Raw genomic sequence first — 17167 nt, 5'->3', positions numbered from 1 at the left:
AATCTAATTAAAATTACATTTGTAATCAGTTACTGGTGATGATTGATGATTGAAGTAAGCGACAAGGAGTTTGAGGTGCTGGAAGCCATTTGGCAGGGTGCGCCCGTCTCCGCCAATGAGGTGGTCGGCCGCCTGAACAAAAAAAACGAATGGCATGATAAAACCGTAAAAACACTGCTCGGTCGTATGGTGAAAAAAGGGGCGATCACGTTTGAGCGCGAAGGTCGCAGTTACCTCTACTCCCCCTGTCTTGCCCGGCAGGAGTATGTGCAAAAGCAGAGTGCCGGCCTAGTGGAGCGGATGTTTGACGGAAAAATTGGAGACTTTGTTGCCGGTTTTGCTTCAAGCAAGAAATTAAAGCCCAGCGATATTGAAGAGCTCAAGGCATTCATCGATAAGTGGGAAAAGGAAAATGACTGAAGATCTCATGCTCGCGCATTGGGTAATGGTTGGTTTTCTGCTTCTCATGTGGATCGTCGAGAAATGCGGGCACCGGTGGACGGGATATCGATTTATTTACCGAATGTATGTGGGGCTTCCCCTGCTGGTGTGCATCACTTTCATTGTCCAGAAAAATGACGCCTGGCTTTACGCTCCGGAAATCCTGGCTTCTTTATCGGTGACAAACGCGGTACCCGCAGTAGTCGCCAGCCATATGAATGTTTTTCACTGGGTATGGGCGATGGGGTCCGGCATTTTATTGTTGGTTCTATTCAGGGATTGGGTTCGGTTGCAGCGCTTGCCCGCTAAAGAAATTAAAATCAGCTCGATGACGGCGCAGGTGGCGGAGGCTATCCATAGCCCCTGCCTAAAAGGCATCTTTCGGCCGGTCATTCTTCTTCCTCCCGACTACCAAACCAAATTTTCCGCAGGCGAGCTTGAGCTGATCGTCGCGCATGAGCGAGTACACGCACAGCGTATGGACAATCTCTGGAATCTCGTTGCCCTTGGGTTGCGCGCAGTATTCTGGTTCAACCCGCTTTTTTGGCTAGCTCATCATCGCTTTCGTCTGCTGCAGGAGCTTTCTTGTGACGAGACTGTGCTCGATGGCCGTCAGCAAAACGTTCCGCTGGTCTACGCCAAAGCCCTGTTGGCCGCATCGGTCGCGCCCCTTTCAAAACAACCGCTATGTACACACTATGGAGATAAGAAAATGATGCTTAAAAGGATGAGTTGTATTCAGTCTGCAGTCGCTGTATCGAAAGGTGCGCAATGGTTAGTATTTTGCGTGATTCTTGCGGTGAGCGGCTCACTTGCTGCCATCGCAGCGACAGACACGCCTGCGGATAACGGAGAAACCCTGCGTAAAACGGTAGTACCTCCGAAGTATCCGAAATCCGCCTATGATGCAAAGGAAGAAGCGGTAGTTTTGGTGGAGTACAGCGTTGACGGGATCGATGGTCGTCCCTTCGATATCCGGGTGGTCGAGAACACGGCGAAAGAGGATTACCGGATTGACTTTGACAATGCCGCGATCAACTCGGTTAAGCAGTGGCGATACGATCCCACTGGAAAGGTAGCGCATAATGTGCGCTCCAAAATCACCTTTAAGCTGGCACGCGAATCCGGTGAGCAAGAAAATTAACTGCCTTGAATCGAGTCGTCCGCGCGCTTGTTTTTTTCCTCGATCCAGCGGCTCATAAATTCCTCGGCGCGGTGCTCGCTGCGCCGGAGAATGCGTCCCCAGATATTGCGGTTTCGATGTGCCTCCAGGTTCGCGGCGATCTCTTCCAGCCGCTGAATAAATGCGCCGGCGTATGCCCGGTATAAAAATCCGTTTTCGAGTGCGCGAATGCCCGCATCGCGCACTGCGCTCCAATCGGACTTGTGTTGATATAGCTGCGCCACTGTCTGTGCAAACCGAATGGGATCATCACTCAGCGGATAACCCCAAGTATCGGTGGGAGCCATGGATTCGGCACCAACGGGGGTGGTTACTGTGGGCGTACCACTGAGCCAGCCTTCCAGAATCTTGCCCTTCTGCCCGGCACCGAAGCGCAGCGGCGCCAGGTTCACTCGATAGCGCGCCAGCGTTGCCAGCGCATCTTCGGTACGGCCGTGCACCCGTAGCCCGGTTACCGGGTCGCTGAGGCGATGCATGGCGTGATCGGAGTAGGCACCATAAATATGGCACTCCACCCCGGGCAGCATTGAATGCAAATGCGGCCATACTTGCTGGGCGAACCAGATAGTGGCATCGCGGTTAGGCGCGTGCTTGAAGCCGCCGATCATCACCAGATGTTGTCGCTCTGCGAAACCGGGCAGTGCTTCGGCATTTGGAATTTCCCGCACCAGAAATGGCAGATAGTGCAGCTGCCAGTCCGGCAAACAGAAATGTCGTTTCAGCAGGTCCACTTCAACCTGGGAAATCATGATGGTGAGATCGCAGCGAGCGATAGCGGCAATCTCGCGCTCGGCGACCGGGTGGAACAGGTTTAGCGGTTGGCCACTTTTCAATGCCTGGTGGCGTGCCTCGCGCAGGCTGTGGAAATCACTGGTGTCGAGCACCGTCACTGCTGCGGGACACTGCTCACGCACCCGCCAACCAAACTGCTCTTCCATCATAAAGCGATCGTAGATCACCAGGCTGGGGTTCAGTGCGCGCACCCAGTCGTCGAAACTGGATGCATTGACTTCAATCTGGTGCTCAGCGTAACCGGTCTTGGCCTGAAAGGGGGTTGGCTGTGCCGGGCAACCGATTTCAACCTTATAGCCTGCTTCCGCAAGCAGGTCGAGGAGATCGAGGGTGCGGCGGCCAGCAGCAGTCGAGGTGGGTTCCGGCCACTGCTTGGCGATAAGTAGCGCTTTTTTTTCAGGCATGACTTGGTACATCTGGCTGCCGCAAAAGGGCGAGATACTTGAACTTGGTTACTCGATGTTTTGCACCTGCTCGCGCATCTGCTCGATCAGTACTTTCAATTCCACTGCCGCCTGGGTGGTATCGGTCACTACCGATTTTGAAGACAGGGTATTCGCCTCGCGATTGAATTCCTGCATCAGGAAATCCAGTCGGCGGCCGATGGCGCCGCCATTTTTTAGTACGCGGCGTGCTTCGTTGACGTGCGCGTCGAGGCGGTCGAGCTCTTCGTCGACGTCGGCCTTCTGGGCCAGCACCGCAATTTCCTGTTCGATGCGATCCTTGTCGACTTCCTCAAGTAATTCGGCCAGTCGTGTGCGTAGTTTTTCACGCTGGTTTTCCAGTATCTGCGGCAATAGCGCGCGCACCTGGCCGACCTGTTCGCTGATGCCTTTGATGCGGGCCTCGATAAAGCCGGCGAGCTCGGCGCCTTCGCGCTCGCGGTTATCCACTACCTGCTGCAGTGCCTGCTTGAAACCATCGAGGATGGCGCTGGCCTGCTCATCGGCGTCGGTTTCCGGCTCGGCGATGACGCCCGGCCACTTCAAAATCTCCAGCGGATTCAACGCCAGACTGTCACTGGCGGGTGCCACCAGGCTGGCAGCCTTGACCAGCTGTTCGGCGAGGGCCTGATTGACTTCGATGGCGGCGGTTTGGCCGCTCACCGGCTTCAGGGTGAGGGTCATTTCCAGTTTGCCGCGGTTCAGGGTCTGGCGCAGTTGTTCGCGCAGCTTGGGCTCCTGCGCGCGGGCGGCTTCCGGCAGGCGGAAGTGGGGTTCGAGGTAGCGGTGGTTGACCGAGCGCATCTCCCAGATGGCAGTGCCGGTGGAGTAATTGACTTCTGCGCGTCCGAAGGCGGTCATGCTGCGCACTTTGTTGTTGGCCATACTGCCGTGCTCCAGAAAGGCTGCTTGCTAGAAAAAGAGCGGCAAAGCATAGCACAGGGTGATTGTGGTCTTAGATGGCTATAATGCCGGGCCTTGAATCTTGTGAATCACTCAGCGAATCAACTATTGAGGTGCAATATGCAGCGACCAAGCGGCCGCAAACCAGAGCAACTGCGCGACGTGCGCATCACCCGCCACTACACCCGCCACGCCGAGGGATCGGTGCTGGTGGAATTTGGCGATACAAAAGTGCTCTGCAATGCGTCGGTTGCGGCGGAAGTGCCGCGCTTTCTGCGCGGCCAGGGCAGTGGCTGGATCACCGCCGAGTACGGCATGCTACCCCGCTCCACCGGCTCGCGTATGGGGCGTGAAGCGGCCCGCGGCAAACAGGGTGGCCGCACTGTGGAAATCCAGCGCCTGATCGGCCGTTCCCTGCGTGCGGCGGTGGACCTCAAACTCCTCGGCGAGCACCAGATCACCCTCGATTGCGATGTTATCCAGGCCGACGGCGGTACCCGTACCGCCTCGATCACCGGCGCCTGTGTGGCATTGGTAGACGCCATTCGTTATTTGCAGCGCGAGAAAATGATCGCCACCGATCCACTGAAAAATATGGTGGCGGCGATTTCCGTGGGTATTTATGAGGGAGAGGCGGTGCTGGACCTGGATTACCCGGAAGACAGCAATGCCGATACCGATATGAACCTGGTGATGGCCGAGGATGGCGGCATGATCGAGGTGCAGGGCACCGCGGAAGGTGCTCCGTTTACCGAACAGCAGTTTGCGGAAATGCTGGCCCTGGGCAAGGCCGGGATCAGGGAGCTGATCGAGTTGCAGAAAAAGGCGCTGGCGGAATAATTCCCGCGCCCGCTTCCTGCAACGCTAGTCCTGCAACACTAGTCCTGCGGTCTTGCTCTGCAACCATCCCTTCTGAAAAACCGGCAGCTATTGCCACCGCTAGTGGCAGGGTGTGGCCGGTTTTGTCATAGGCTTCTCTCTAGGTTTGATAACAAGGATAGTGAGAGAGCCGATGAACAACCGTTACCTGGCTTCCATCCTTGCAGTGCTGCTGACCAGTTCGGCACACGTATTTGCACAGGATTCCGTTCAAGAAGCCCCAGCAAAAACCCAACACAAACACTACGAAGAGCCCCCGGGGGGCGATAAACCCTCCCCCGCTGGCAACATAGCCCCCCGCCTGCAAAACCTCGGCAAACACACCTTCCCGGTCTCCTGCGCCTCCGAGCAGGGGCAGAAATACATCGATCAGGCGATCAATCTGACGTATGCGTTCAATCACGCGGAAGCCGGTCGTTCCTTCCGCGAGGTAGCGAGACTGGATCCGGACTGTGCCATGGCTTACTGGGGCCAGGCGTTGGTGCTGGGGCCCAACATCAATGCCCCCATGGACCAGGAGGCCGAGCCGAAGGCGCGGGAGCTGGTGCTCAAGGCGCAGTCGTTGGCCACTAGCGTGAACAAGCGGGAACGGGCATTGATCGAGGCGCTGACAAACCGCTACACCGGCGATCCGACGAATCGCCGCGAGGCCGACGAGAAATACGCGGCCGCCATGGCCAAGGTGGCGGCGGAGTACCCGGACGACCTGGATATCGCGACCTTATATGCCGAGTCGATGATGGACCTGCGGCCCTGGAATTACTGGATGCGCGACGGTACGCCTTATGCGGGTACCGAAGATATCGTCGCACTGCTCGAGGGGGTGATGGCGAAAAACCCGCAACATCCGGGCGCGCTACACCTGTATATCCATTTGATCGAACCCACCAACAACCCGCAGCGGGCGGAAAAGGCGGCGGATACCCTGCAAAACCTGATGCCGGGTGCCGGGCACATCGTGCATATGCCGACCCATATTTATCAGCGGGTGGGTCGCTATGCCGATTCGGTAAAAGCCAATGAGCGCGCGATCCTCGCGGATGAAGATTACATCACCCAGTGCCGCGCCCAGGGGCTCTACCCGATGGCCTACTATCCGCACAATATTCACTTTTTGTGGTTTGCGAATACCGCCATGGGGAACAGTGCCAAGGCCATAGACGCGGCCAACAAAACTGCATCCAAGATCTCCGATGACACCCTGGAAGCCATGCCGTTGTTGGCTGGCTTCCGGGTTCTTCCCTACTGGTCGCTGGCGCGATTTGGCAAGTGGGATCAGGTGCTGGCATTGCCGGAGCCCGCCAAGGACCCTTACCTGAAGGTCGCCTGGCACTATGTGCGCGGGCTTGCCTTTATCGGCAAGGGTCAGCTGGACGAGGCACAGCAAGAGCTGGAGGTGGTACAGAAGCTGAGCAGCAGCCCGTCGCTCGATTACTCGATGTTCTCACCGAACAGCGCAAAACAGATCATGGCGATTGCGCCGGAAGTGCTCGCCGGAGAGCTGGCCGCGGCGCGCAAGGACTACGACAGCGCCGTGAATCATCTGAGCCGCGCGGTAAGATTGGAAGACGGCCTGGTGTATACCGAGCCGGCAGAGTGGCACTACCCACCGCGGCTGGCGCTCGGTGCGGTGCTGCTGGAGGCTGAACGCCCCGCGGAGGCGGAGACTGTTTACTGGGAGGACCTGAAGCGGCGCCCGGACAATGGTTGGGCGTTGTTCGGGCTGGCGGAGGCACTGCGCAAACAGCACAAGGTGGATGAGGCCGAACTGATCGAGGACCGCTTCAGCAAGGCGTGGCGGGATGCGGATGTGAAACTGAAGGCCTCGCGCATCCGCTGACGGTTGTTAACAACACTGCAGATACAAAAAAGGCGCACCTGGGTGCGCCTTTTTTGCTGGGGTTAGCTTGGGGCGAGTCTGCCATCAGACTTCCAGATCGTAATCCATGATCACCGGCAGGTGGCTGGAGAAGGCGACGTTCTTGTTGATGGCACCGTACTCGATCTTGTTTTTCAGGGTCTGCGACACGATCTGCATATCGGTACGCCAGCCATCGCCCTTGCCCGGCTCGCCGCTGGGCCACCAGGTGAATTCATCGGCGTCTTTTACGATGCGACGGAAGGCGTCGACATAGCCGATTTCGTTGAACAGCTGATCCAGCCAACGCTGCTCGTGGCGCATAAACCCAGGGGTATCCTGGTGATCTTGCCAGTTCTCCACATCCGCGCGGCGGTGGGCCATGCCCCAGTTGCCACAGAAAATGAAATCGCGGCGCTTGCGGCTGATCTTGGCCAGGTGCGCCTGCATATCGTCGAAGAACTGTACCTTGGTTTCCAGCGAGGCCTCGTCGGTAGCCACCGGCGCCAGCAGGGAGCCGACACTTAAGCGCTCGAAGTCCGCCTGCAGATAACGGCCGTACATGTCGACGCCATTGGCAAAGCCCATGCCGTAGATCAGCGCTTTCGGCTGGGCACGGGTATAGATGGCGACGCCGTTTTCGTGGGGAGTGCCAGAATCGAAGAAATAGCTGTAGTAACCGTCCGGATGGAAGATGGGGTGATCCAGCTCCGGTTCCAGTGAGCGCAGATCCTGCAAACAGATGATGTCTGCGTCCTGATCTGACAGCCAATCGTAGAGCCCGCGCTGTGCAGCCTGGTGCACACCATCAACGGACAAACTCACTATTCGCATTATTAGCCCCTTACCAGCGGACTGTGTAAAATTGCAGTCGTTATTCGTCTGAACATTTTTCGATTGCCGCTCCCCATTCCTTGGGGACCTTCCTTCACCTTAGCCAATAGTTATCAAATTGCCATGCAGCAGTACCAGCGCGACTTTATACAACTGGCCCTGGAGCACGATGTGCTCTGTTTCGGGGATTTTACTTTGAAATCCGGGCGCCAGAGCCCCTATTTCTTCAATGCCGGCCGTTTCCACAGCGGTGCAGCGCTGGCCGCTCTGGGCAATGCCTATGCGGAAGCGATCATTGCCTCTGGCGTGGAGTTTGATGTCATATTCGGGCCGGCCTATAAAGGCATCCCGCTGGGTGCGGTGACCGCAGTGGCGCTGGCACAGAAAGGGGTCGATAAACCCTTCTGTTACAACCGAAAAGAGGCCAAGGACCACGGCGAGGGCGGAACCTTAGTGGGTGCGCCGCTTAAAGGCAAGGTTTTGATCATCGATGATGTGATTACGGCCGGCACCGCGGTGCGTGAAGTCATGCAGATCATCCATGCCCAGGGTGCAGAGCCGGCGGGAGTGGTGATCGGGCTCAACCGGCAGGAAAAGGCCGGGGATGACACAGATCTCTCTGCAATTCAGCAAGTTGAGCGAGATTACCGCATTCCTGTGATCGGTATTGTGGAACTGGACGATATTATTACCTATCTTAAGTCGGAAGCTGCCAGTGATGAGTTACTGCAGCGAATCATCGACTACCGCGAGCGCTATGGTGTGAGTTCCGGCGATTGATCCGGGCCCGAGTTTTGCACCCGAGTTTTGCAGATGGAGCCTGAGGGATACGCCTGCTGACTCGTCAAATATCTACCGGAGCGCAAAAGGAATCTCGGTTCTGGTCGAAATTTGAACAACTATAAGCGTGAAGAAGAGATAGCGTGAAAACTGCATATGCGCTGGCACTGGCCGGCGCCCTTCTGACACTGGATGTCGGAGCTGCAACCCAGGGGTGGGACGGCAAGGTGTTGTACCGCTACACCGACGAACACGGCGTACAGGTGCTGGATGATCAGGTGCCGCCTCGCTTTGTGGCCAAGGGCTATGAAGTGATTACGCCCACCGGCCGACTTTTACAGGTGGTGGAACCGGAGCTGACAGGTAAGCAACTGGCGGAAAAACAGCGTCGCGAAGCCCGTATGGCGGCCGACCTGCAATTGTTGAAACGCTATAACAGCCTTGCGGACATCGAATCGGCGCGCAAGCGCAAGCTTGCCATTGTGCAGCAGGATATCGCCATCCTGAGCTCCAATATCACCAGCCTCAACCGCCAGATCGAAAGCGAAGAATCTGCCGCTGCGCGCACCCAGCGCAATGGCGGCACGGTATCCCCCGAACTGCTGGAGCGGATTGAAAACCTGCGCACGGAAGTGGGTGTGGTCAGTGAGCGCCTGTCACTGCGTGAGAAGGAAGCCCTGGCGATCAACAGCGAGTTTGATCAAGCCTCCAGCCGTTATCAGGAAATCGCCGGCAAGTAAGCCGGCATTCCAAAGTCTGAAAGCCGGCACGTTACTGCCCGGCCACTGTTTTCCGGTTTTACTCTCAGTTGTGCGCGCTCAGCGCACTCTCCCGAAAGAATCCTGCCACCAACACCGGCCACTGCTCTGCCCAGTACTCGGTGGGGCGGCGTTTAAAACCACTGCGCACATACTGCACGATACGGCCTTCGGCACTGGCCAGCAGCAGGTTGGCTGCCGCGGTCAGTGGGATGGCCGGACGCAATTGCTCGCGCAATTCCGCTTCCCGCAGTATCTGCTTGAGCTGGGTTTCCAGGCGGTCGAACAGTTGCAGGATACGGCCGTGCAGGCGCTCGGTTTCACCGGTCAGGGCGTCACCGGTGAGGAGACGGGTGATGCCCGGGTTGCGCTCGCAGAAGGCCAGTAGCAGGTGCAGTATCTTTTGGCAGCGGTTCAGCGCCGAGGGCTCGTCGTCGAGAATCAGTTTGATGCGGCTGAAAATGGTCTCTTCGATAAACTCGATCAGACCTTCAAACATCTTGGATTTGCTAGGGAAGTGACGGTAGAGCGCCGCTTCGGAAAAGCCCACCTCTTTGGCCAGTGCCGCGGTGGTGATGCGGGCGCCGGGACTGGCCTCCAGCATATGGGCCAGGGCCTGCAGGATTTGCTGGCGCCGATTGATTTTTTCGCTGCTCATTGACTGCCTTTACCCGGAATATTCAGCCGGGAACTGATTTTGTTGTTGTGCCGATGTTGTTCTCTTTGGCCGGTCTTTCAGCGTTGTATGGTGTTGCTTCGGTGTTGCCACCGGAAGCCGGGTGTCAGAAGCCCTTTGTAAATCGCGGAAAGTCCGTTGGTCGGCGCCAGAATCCTAACGATTCGGCGCCACGGCATCAATTGTTAGTGGCCGTTAACATCGTTAATGTGACCAAAATCACGCATCTTCTTGCAGATTGCTGTTTGTGATCAGGGTGCCGACACCGGTATCGGTAAAGATTTCCAGCAGTACGGCGTGGGGAACACGGCCGTCGATGATGTGGGCGGAGGTAACGCCGGCCTTGACCGCATCCAGGGCACAGGCAATTTTGGGCAACATGCCGCCGTAGATGGTGCCGTCGGCAATCAGGCCGTCCACTTCCAGGGTGGAGAGGCCGGTAAGCACCTCGCCGTTTTTGTCCTGTAGTCCGGCGACATTGGTGAGCAGCATCAGCTTTTCCGCTTTCAGGTACTCAGCAATTTTGCCGGCCACCAGGTCGGCGTTGATGTTGTAGGACTCGCCATTTTTGCCCACGCCGATGGGGGCGATCACCGGGATAAAGTCGCTATTGATCAGCATGTCGATCACGCCGGTGTCGACGCTTTCCACTTCGCCTACATGGCCGATGTCGATGATCTCGGAAGCGTGCAGGCCGGCGCTTTCTTCTTGCTGGTCATTGCGGCGCAGTTTGCGCGCGCGGATCAACAGGCCGTCTTTGCCGGTAACGCCTACCGCGCGGCCGCCGTTTTTGTTGATCAGGTTGACGATCTGCTTATTGACGGTACCGCCCAGAACCATCTCCACCACATCCATGGTTTCGCTGTCGGTAACGCGCATGCCGTCCACAAAGCGGGATTCAATGCTGAGCTTGTTCAGCAGGTCGCCGATCTGCGGGCCGCCGCCGTGTACCACCACCGGGTTCATGCCCACCAGCTTCATCAGGATCACATCGCGCGCGAAGCTGTTCTGCAGCTCTTCGTCGACCATGGCGTTGCCGCCGAATTTGACCACCACGGTCTTGCCGATAAAGCGCTGGATATAGGGCAGTGCTTCGTTGAGTACCTGTGCGACGCGCAGGGCGGATTTCTGGTCCAGGGACATAGCGTTTTCCTTACCGCTTTGGGTTACTGCTGGGATCGGTTGATCAGCCCGGTATCTTCAGGGCGGGATCGATGGATTGGAGCTGGATTGCCACAATCTTGCGGATACGTTCCAGCGCTTGTTCATCGTCGGCTTCAAAGCGCAGGGTCAGTGCAGCGCTTGTGTTGGATGCGCGCACCAGGCCCCAGCCGTCGGCGAACTCGATGCGCAGGCCGTCGATAGTGTTGAGGTCGGCATCGCCAAAGTGCCCTTGTTTGCGCAGCTTGTCGATGAGGCCAAATTTTCTCTGCTCGGGTACTGGCAGCAATATCTCCGGGGTGTTGACCATCTGCGGCAGGGAGTCGAGCAGTTCGTCGAGGGACTGTTCGCGCAGCGCCATGATTTCCAGCACCCGTGCCGCGGCGTAGATGCCGTCGTCGAAGCCATACCAGCGATCTTTGATAAAGATGTGCCCCGACAACTCGCCGCCGAGTAAAGCGCCGGTTTCCAGCATTTTGGTCTTCATGGGCGCGTGGCCGGTTTTCCACATCACCGGGCGGCCACCGTACTGGGTGACCAGGTCAGCCAGTGCACGGGAGCTCTTCACGTCGAATACGATGTCGGAGCCCGGATTGCGCGCGAGAATATCCCGCGCCAGCAGCATCACCAGCTGGTCGGCCCAGACGATGCGGCCGCTGGGGGTAATCAGTGTTACGCGATCGCCGTCGCCATCCAGGGCAATACCCAGGTCGGCGCCCTCGCCTTTTACCGCCGTAATCAGGTCCTGCAGGTTTTCCGGGCGCGACGGATCCGGTGCATGGTTGGGGAAGTTGCCGTCCACCTCGCAGTAGAGGGTTTCCACTGCGCAACCCAGTTGCTCGAACAGCTCCGGCGCCAGTTCCGAAGTGGCGCCGTTGCCGGCGTCGATCACAATGCGCGGCTGGCCGGCCAGGGCGACGTCATTGAATATCTCATCGATATACAGGCTATTGATGTCCTGGAAGTTGTGGCTGCCCTTGCCGCTGGCGAACTGGCCTGACTGCATGAGCGTGCGCAGATCCTGGAGTTTGTCGTCTGCCAGCGGGCGGCCGTTCATCACGATTTTGAAGCCGTTGTATTCCGCCGGATTGTGGCTGGCGGTCACCATCACGCCGCTGCTGGTGTTCTTGCCCTTGGCGCAGGCAAAGTACAGCAGTGGCGAGGGCACCAGGCCGAGATCCACCGCGTTGCAGCCGCTTTCCAGGATGCCCTCGATCAGGCAGTCCCGCAGCAGCTCGCTGCTGTTGCGGCCGTCGCGCCCCACCAGCAGTAGTTCCTGGCCTGATTGCAGGGCAATGCTGCCAAGGGCGCGGCCCAGCTGGTAGGCGAAAGGCTCGTTGATTTCTTCGCCGGCGATGCCGCGAATATCGTAGGCGCGGAATACATGTGCCGGGATCTCGGTACTGGGCGTGCGCATCAGATCGCTGCGGGAGGTTTCTTCCACCGCCGGCGCCGCCGGTGCAGCAGGGGCCGGCGCCTCGGCTACCGCCGTACTCTGGTTGGTTGCCGCTGGCGGTTTTGCCAGGTCTTCCTTGCTCAGGCTTCTCTTTGCCGCTGTCCGGCCGCTGCGTGCGGATTTTTCCCAGGGCGCGGCGGCACCGTCAGCGGGCAGTAATATCCACAGTGCCAGCAGTGTCCCCAGCAGGCCCAGCAGTGCCGCACCATACACCCAACTGGCGGGGATGCTGTGGCTGCGGGCAAACGCCGGCGAGGGGATAAACGATACATTCAGGTAAGAGCCGCTAACCGCGGCGCTGGCCGCTTCACCACCACTGGCAACGGCAGGCGAGCTCCAGAGGCCGCGGGCCGGGCCGTCGGGAAATTGCTGGTTCAGTTGAATGGTGCCAGGGTTCTGGTCCAGGCGATTCAGGGTCTGCTCGAATACGCGGAACGGCTGGCTGATCAGCAGCGCGCCATTGGCTTCTGCAGAGGCGCTGTAGAGCTGCCACTGGTTTTCCTGGTTGCGCAGGAATTCCGGCTTTGGCTGTTGCTCTTCGCGGCTGCGTTTCAACAGGTCGACCAGGGCGAAATTCAGTGGTGGCTGGCCCGCGCCGACATGTAGTTGCTCGGGGGTGAAAAACTGCAGGCTGGCATCGGGCAGCGCGCTGGTGCCGCTGCTGGTGCTGGACGTGTGCAATGGCTTCAGACCGCGGAGCTGCTGCTGGCGCTGGCTGAAAAACTGCTGCAATTGCTGTGCGTAATTATCGGCAATCTGCTGTGAGGCCTGGCGTACACTCTGTGCATTGTGGCCGTCGATCACATTGGCCTTGAGCAGGTGCCCGCCTCCCAGCCAAACGGCAGCAGCCAGTAACGCCGGCAAGGTTAAACCGCTGTGCCACAGCGGTTTTTTTTCAGTTCGCATGTTTGAAGCCACGACTTTTCAGTCTCCCAGTCTTCCCAGACCAGCCCCCGGACCGGTTCAGTGTTTTCTGAATCTTGTGTTGTTATTTGTCGTTATTTTTCGAGCTTGTTGCCGCACGCGTTCTACGAAAACGCTTTCGCGGCAATCAGTGCAATCAATTCATTGGCCAGCTCGGTTTTGAGGGCCGCGGGCAGGGTGTGCTGCCCCGCTTTATCAATTACCGTGACCTGGTTGCGGTCACTGTTGAAGCCTCCCGCCGGGTCACTGACGTCATTGGCGATGATCATGTCGAGATTTTTGCGCGCCAGTTTGCCCTGGGCGTGCTCGACCACCTTTTCTGTTTCCGCGGCAAACCCCACCACGAAGGGGCGCCGTTCACTGCGCCCGGCGATGGCGGCGACGATATCCGGGTTTTTCACCAGCTGCAGTACATCGCTGTCGTTGCCGTCTTCTTTCTTTATTTTCTGTGCCGCGATGACCGCGGGGCGGAAGTCCACTACAGCGGCCGAGGCAATAAACAGGTCGCAGTCATCGGCCGCCTGTTCCGCTGCCTGGTGCATATCCTCGGTGCTGACCACATCCACGCGCTTTACTCCGGCGGGGGTGTCGAGGCGCACCGGCCCGGCAATCAGGGTTACCTCGGCACCGGCGCGGGCGGCGGCGGCGGCGATGGCAAAACCCATTTTGCCGGAGCTGTGATTGCTCAGGTAGCGCACCGGATCCAGGGCCTCCCGGGTGGGGCCGGCGGTGATGGTAACTTTTTTACCGCGCATTACTTGGGGTGGAGCAATTCGACTGGAGAGTTGATCGACAATCTCCAGTGGTTCCAGCATCCGCCCGGGGCCCACGTCACCGCAGGCCTGGCTGCCGGCACCGGGGCCGAGCAGGGCGACACCGCGGGATACGAGGGTCTGCGCATTGGCCTGGGTGGCGGGGTGGCGCCACATGGCCTGGTTCATGGCGGGCGCCAGTACCAGCGGGGCTTCTGAGGCCAGGCACAGGGTGGTGAGCAGGTCGTCGGCCATGCCCGCCGCGAGCCGCGCCATGCAGCTGGCACTTGCCGGGGCGATGAGGATGACATCGGCCCATTTGGCCAGCTCAATATGTCCCATGGCGGCTTCGGCGGCGGGGTCCAGCAGATCGGTGTGTACCGGGTTGCCGGACAGGGCCTGAAAGGTGAGCGGACGCACGAATTCCTGGGCACCGGCGGTCATAACGACGCGCACAGTGGCGCCGCAATCCTGAAGCCTGCGTACCAGGTCGGCGCTTTTATAGGCGGCGATACCGCCGGTAACGCCCAGCAATATCCGTTTGTCGGCCAGGGAGGACATATTCTGTGGTTCCGGTTCTCTGAGAGCGGGTAAGATTACCATTTTAGCGCCGCGGGCAATATGACCCGTCGGGGTTCGCCGGCAAGGGATTTGCCGGGGCCTGTGGCAAGCGAGTAATTACTTATCCAGGGAGGGAGTATGGCGATTACGGATTGGCCGGCCGAGGAGCGGCCGCGGGAAAAGTTGCTGGCGAAGGGTGCCGAGGCTTTGTCGGATGCTGAACTGCTGGCGATTTTCCTGCGCACGGGGCTGCCGGGGGTGTCGGCAGTGGATCTGGCGCGCCAGTTGTTGGTAGATTTCGGCGGTCTGCGACCGCTGCTGGAGGCGGATCGCAAGTCATTTTGTGCCGCCAAGGGGTTGGGGGACGCAAAGTTCGTGCAGTTGCAGGCGGTTCTGGAGATGGGCCGGCGTCATCTGGCGGAAGATCTGAAGCGCACTGATGCGCTGACCAGTCCCCAGGCGGTGCGTGACTATCTGTCCGCTCAGCTGCGTCACCGCACCAGGGAGGTGTTCTGCTGCCTGTTTCTGGACAGCCAGCACCGGGTGATTGCCTACCAAGAGCTGTTTGAGGGTACCTTGAACGCGGCCAGTGTCTATCCCCGCGAAGTCGTCCAGGCCGCCCTCGCCAAGGGTGCCGCCGCGGTCATCCTGGCCCATAACCACCCTTCGGGTGTCAGCGAGCCGAGTCAGGCAGATATTCATATCACCGGGCGGCTGAAGGACGCCCTGGCGTTGGTGGATATCCGGGTGCTGGATCATCTGATTGTTGGCGAAGGGGGTGGATGTTCTTTTGCTGAGCGGGGGCTTTTGTAGCTGAGCTCGCTGGCGGCCTGATCCGGTGCTCTGAAAGTGCTGTGTAGCGGCGCCGCTACCGGGCCAAGCCTCGTGAGACACGCCGTGAACCCATCCATGGGGGCTCGGCTGCGGCCGTCCTGGCCGCAGACGGTCTCACGAGGCTTGACCCGGTATCGACACCTTCGCGGCAATATTGATGTTTTAAACTCCAGTCCATATAGTCCCCGGCCTTCATTTCCCATCGCGCACCCTGGAACAGCGGGCCCCGCTGTTAGTTTGCCGACTTAAAGTGTCTGGCCAGACAGCAAAAAGATTGATCAAAACTTGCCCCACCATAGGTGTTCTGGTATAAAACGCCGCTCTTTGCGGCCGGGCCAGATTCTATACAGATCCCGCGGTCGCGCTGGATACCGAATTTGTTCCCTAGCCCCGCCTATGAGCTGAGGGCACGAGAGTTTTTAAGAGGCCAATCAGATGTCTAAGGTATGTCAGGTAACCGGTAAGCGCCCGGTAACCGGAAACAACGTTTCTCACGCCAAAAACCGCACCAAGCGTCGCTTCGTGCCGAACCTGCAGTCACACCGTTTCTGGGTGGAAGCAGAGAAGCGCTTCGTGAAGCTGCGCATTTCTACTAAAGGTATGCGTATTATCGATAAGAAAGGTATCGATACCGTACTGGCAGAGCTGCGCAAGCGCGGCGAGAAAGTTTAATTACTGCTGTAAGAGCAGATCGGAGATAGAACAATGCGTGACAAGATTCGCCTGAATTCCAGCGCCGGCACCGGCCACTTCTACACCACTGACAAGAACAAGCGCAACATGCCTGAGAAAATGGAGATCAAAAAATACGATCCCGTTGCTCGCAAGCACGTTATGTACAAGGAAGGCAAAATCAAGTAATTGATTGCCTTGCTAGTTCGCGAAAAAGCCCGGTTTTCCGGGCTTTTTTGTGCCTGAGAAAAACTAAGTAGCAAGATGCGAAGGCTTCGCTAGGGACGGCCCTTTGCCAGACCGTCTGCGGCCAGGACGGCCGCAGCCGAGCCCCCATGGATGGGTTCACGGCGTGTCTGGCAAAGGGCCGTCCCTAGCGGAGTCGCCACTTAACCCGCTAGTGGCTACCCGGAACCCAGATCGATGCCTGAACTACCAGAAGTAGAAACCACAAAACGCGGACTGGCCCCGCATTTGGAGGGCCGGCAGGTAAAACTGTGCGAGATCCGCCAGTACAGCCTGCGCTGGCCAGTGGATGCGGACTTTGCCGAGAAGATCCGGGGTGCCCGGATCCAGCGTCTGGACCGCCGCGCCAAATACCTGCTGGTGGAAACCGACAAGGGCATGGCCATCTGGCACCTGGGGATGTCCGGCAGCCTGCGTATTGTCGACGGCACGCTGCCGCCGGAAAAACACGACCACATCGACTGGCTGCTCGACAGCGGTCAGCGTCTGCGCTTCCACGATCCCCGGCGCTTTGGCGCCCTGCTGTGGACCATCGAAGACCCGGCAAGCCACGAACTCATCGCCCACCTGGGCCCGGAGCCTCTCAGTGACGATTTTCATGCTGACCTGCTGTTTGGTAAATCCCGCGGCCGCAAAGCCCCGGTAAAAGCCTTCATCATGGACGGCCGTATCGTCGTCGGTGTTGGCAACATCTATGCCAGCGAAGCCCTGTTTATGGCCGGCATTCGCCCGCAAACGCCCGCCGGCAAAATCTCCCGACCGCGCTACGAGCGACTGGTCGAGGCCATCAAAACCGTACTCGCCGCCGCTATCGAACAGGGCGGCACTACCTTAAAGGACTTCGTCGGCGGCGACGGCAAACCCGGTTACTTCGCCCAACAGCTAAACGCCTACGGCCGAGCGGGTCAGCCCTGCCCCCGCTGCCCGGGAACCATCCGCGAGCAGATCATCGGCCAGCGCAATACCTTCTTCTGCCCGCGCTGCCAGCGCTGAAGCAGCGCGAATAAAAACACC

The 17167-nt window shown here is 58.7% G+C and carries 17 protein-coding genes; 10 read left to right on the top strand and 7 right to left on the bottom strand.

Translation table 11 applies throughout. The features are described from left to right. Nucleotides 1-45: 45 nt before the first annotated feature. A complete protein-coding gene (locus M0G74_RS11820) occupies nucleotides 46-420 on the top strand; it encodes a BlaI/MecI/CopY family transcriptional regulator (RefSeq protein WP_248217218.1) in 375 nt (124 codons plus the stop codon). Further along, nucleotides 413-1585, top strand: a complete 1173-nt coding sequence (locus tag M0G74_RS11815; RefSeq protein ID WP_248217210.1) for a M56 family metallopeptidase — start codon at nucleotides 413-415, stop codon at nucleotides 1583-1585. Before M0G74_RS11820 ends, M0G74_RS11815 begins: the two co-directional genes overlap by 8 nt. On the opposite strand, the gene M0G74_RS11810 is transcribed toward M0G74_RS11815, so the two are convergent. Together M0G74_RS11810 and M0G74_RS11805 are read right to left on the bottom strand one after the other, a co-directional pair. Next, on the bottom strand, nucleotides 1582-2820 hold the full coding sequence (locus M0G74_RS11810) for a glycosyltransferase family 4 protein (RefSeq protein WP_248217208.1): 1239 nt from the start codon (nucleotides 2818-2820) through the stop codon (nucleotides 1582-1584). The genes M0G74_RS11815 and M0G74_RS11810 overlap by 4 nt on opposite strands. A gap of 48 nt (nucleotides 2821-2868) precedes the next feature. Beyond that, on the bottom strand, nucleotides 2869-3744 hold the full coding sequence (locus tag M0G74_RS11805; RefSeq protein ID WP_248217205.1) for a YicC/YloC family endoribonuclease: 876 nt from the start codon (nucleotides 3742-3744) through the stop codon (nucleotides 2869-2871). Between the two features lie 138 nt (nucleotides 3745-3882). Between M0G74_RS11805 and rph the strand changes: the two genes are divergently transcribed. Both rph and M0G74_RS11795 read left to right on the top strand, forming a co-directional pair. After that, the gene (gene rph / locus M0G74_RS11800) at nucleotides 3883-4602 is read left to right on the top strand and encodes a ribonuclease PH (protein WP_248217204.1); all 720 of its coding nucleotides are present in this window, start codon (nucleotides 3883-3885) and stop codon (nucleotides 4600-4602) included. Between the two features lie 172 nt (nucleotides 4603-4774). Then, a complete protein-coding gene (locus tag M0G74_RS11795; protein ID WP_248217201.1) occupies nucleotides 4775-6481 on the top strand; it encodes a hypothetical protein in 1707 nt (568 codons plus the stop codon). An 84-nt stretch (nucleotides 6482-6565) separates the two neighbouring features. Here the strand turns inward: M0G74_RS11795 and M0G74_RS11790 are convergent, their stop codons facing one another. Continuing rightward, nucleotides 6566-7333 carry an exodeoxyribonuclease III gene (locus M0G74_RS11790; RefSeq protein WP_160151967.1) on the bottom strand — a complete coding sequence of 256 codons (768 nt, stop codon included), beginning with the start codon at nucleotides 7331-7333 and terminating at the stop codon, nucleotides 6566-6568. A gap of 123 nt (nucleotides 7334-7456) precedes the next feature. Between M0G74_RS11790 and pyrE the strand changes: the two genes are divergently transcribed. Both pyrE and M0G74_RS11780 read left to right on the top strand, forming a co-directional pair. Beyond that, a complete protein-coding gene (gene pyrE / locus M0G74_RS11785) occupies nucleotides 7457-8113 on the top strand; it encodes an orotate phosphoribosyltransferase (protein WP_248217200.1) in 657 nt (218 codons plus the stop codon). Nucleotides 8114-8256: 143 nt separating this feature from the next. Further along, on the top strand, nucleotides 8257-8853 hold the full coding sequence (locus tag M0G74_RS11780) for a hypothetical protein (RefSeq protein WP_248217198.1): 597 nt from the start codon (nucleotides 8257-8259) through the stop codon (nucleotides 8851-8853). A gap of 64 nt (nucleotides 8854-8917) precedes the next feature. Here the strand turns inward: M0G74_RS11780 and slmA are convergent, their stop codons facing one another. The 4 genes from slmA to coaBC all read right to left on the bottom strand — a co-directional run bounded on the left by slmA (nucleotide 8918) and on the right by coaBC (nucleotide 14401). Further along, a complete protein-coding gene (slmA, locus tag M0G74_RS11775) occupies nucleotides 8918-9529 on the bottom strand; it encodes a nucleoid occlusion factor SlmA (RefSeq protein WP_160151970.1) in 612 nt (203 codons plus the stop codon). A 237-nt stretch (nucleotides 9530-9766) separates the two neighbouring features. Next, nucleotides 9767-10690 (bottom strand): acetylglutamate kinase, encoded by a 924-nt coding sequence (gene argB / locus M0G74_RS11770; RefSeq protein ID WP_248217196.1) that lies wholly within the window; start codon nucleotides 10688-10690, stop codon nucleotides 9767-9769. A gap of 43 nt (nucleotides 10691-10733) precedes the next feature. Further along, on the bottom strand, nucleotides 10734-13070 hold the full coding sequence (locus tag M0G74_RS11765) for a phosphomannomutase/phosphoglucomutase (protein ID WP_248217194.1): 2337 nt from the start codon (nucleotides 13068-13070) through the stop codon (nucleotides 10734-10736). 122 nt (nucleotides 13071-13192) lie between these two features. Next, nucleotides 13193-14401 (bottom strand): bifunctional phosphopantothenoylcysteine decarboxylase/phosphopantothenate--cysteine ligase CoaBC, encoded by a 1209-nt coding sequence (gene coaBC, locus M0G74_RS11760; RefSeq protein WP_248217193.1) that lies wholly within the window; start codon nucleotides 14399-14401, stop codon nucleotides 13193-13195. A 138-nt stretch (nucleotides 14402-14539) separates the two neighbouring features. Between coaBC and radC the strand changes: the two genes are divergently transcribed. The 4 genes from radC (at nucleotide 14540) to mutM (ending at nucleotide 17146) form a co-directional block, all read left to right on the top strand. Continuing rightward, complete coding sequence (radC, locus tag M0G74_RS11755) at nucleotides 14540-15214, top strand: DNA repair protein RadC (protein WP_248217191.1); 675 nt, start codon at nucleotides 14540-14542, stop codon at nucleotides 15212-15214. A gap of 456 nt (nucleotides 15215-15670) precedes the next feature. Then, a complete protein-coding gene (gene rpmB / locus M0G74_RS11750; protein WP_160151975.1) occupies nucleotides 15671-15907 on the top strand; it encodes a 50S ribosomal protein L28 in 237 nt (78 codons plus the stop codon). Nucleotides 15908-15940: 33 nt separating this feature from the next. Beyond that, the gene (gene rpmG, locus M0G74_RS11745) at nucleotides 15941-16096 is read left to right on the top strand and encodes a 50S ribosomal protein L33 (RefSeq protein ID WP_043319942.1); all 156 of its coding nucleotides are present in this window, start codon (nucleotides 15941-15943) and stop codon (nucleotides 16094-16096) included. 234 nt (nucleotides 16097-16330) lie between these two features. After that, entirely contained in the window at nucleotides 16331-17146 is an 816-nt protein-coding gene (gene mutM, locus M0G74_RS11740; RefSeq protein ID WP_248217189.1) for a bifunctional DNA-formamidopyrimidine glycosylase/DNA-(apurinic or apyrimidinic site) lyase, read from the top strand. The last annotated feature ends 21 nt before the right edge of the window (nucleotides 17147-17167 follow it).

Origin of the sequence: Microbulbifer sp. CAU 1566, assembly GCF_023156515.1 — a bacterium.
GTDB lineage: Bacteria > Pseudomonadota > Gammaproteobacteria > Pseudomonadales > Cellvibrionaceae > Microbulbifer.
Note: the sequence above shows the minus strand (reverse complement) of the source record. Positions and strands in the feature narration are given on the sequence as shown.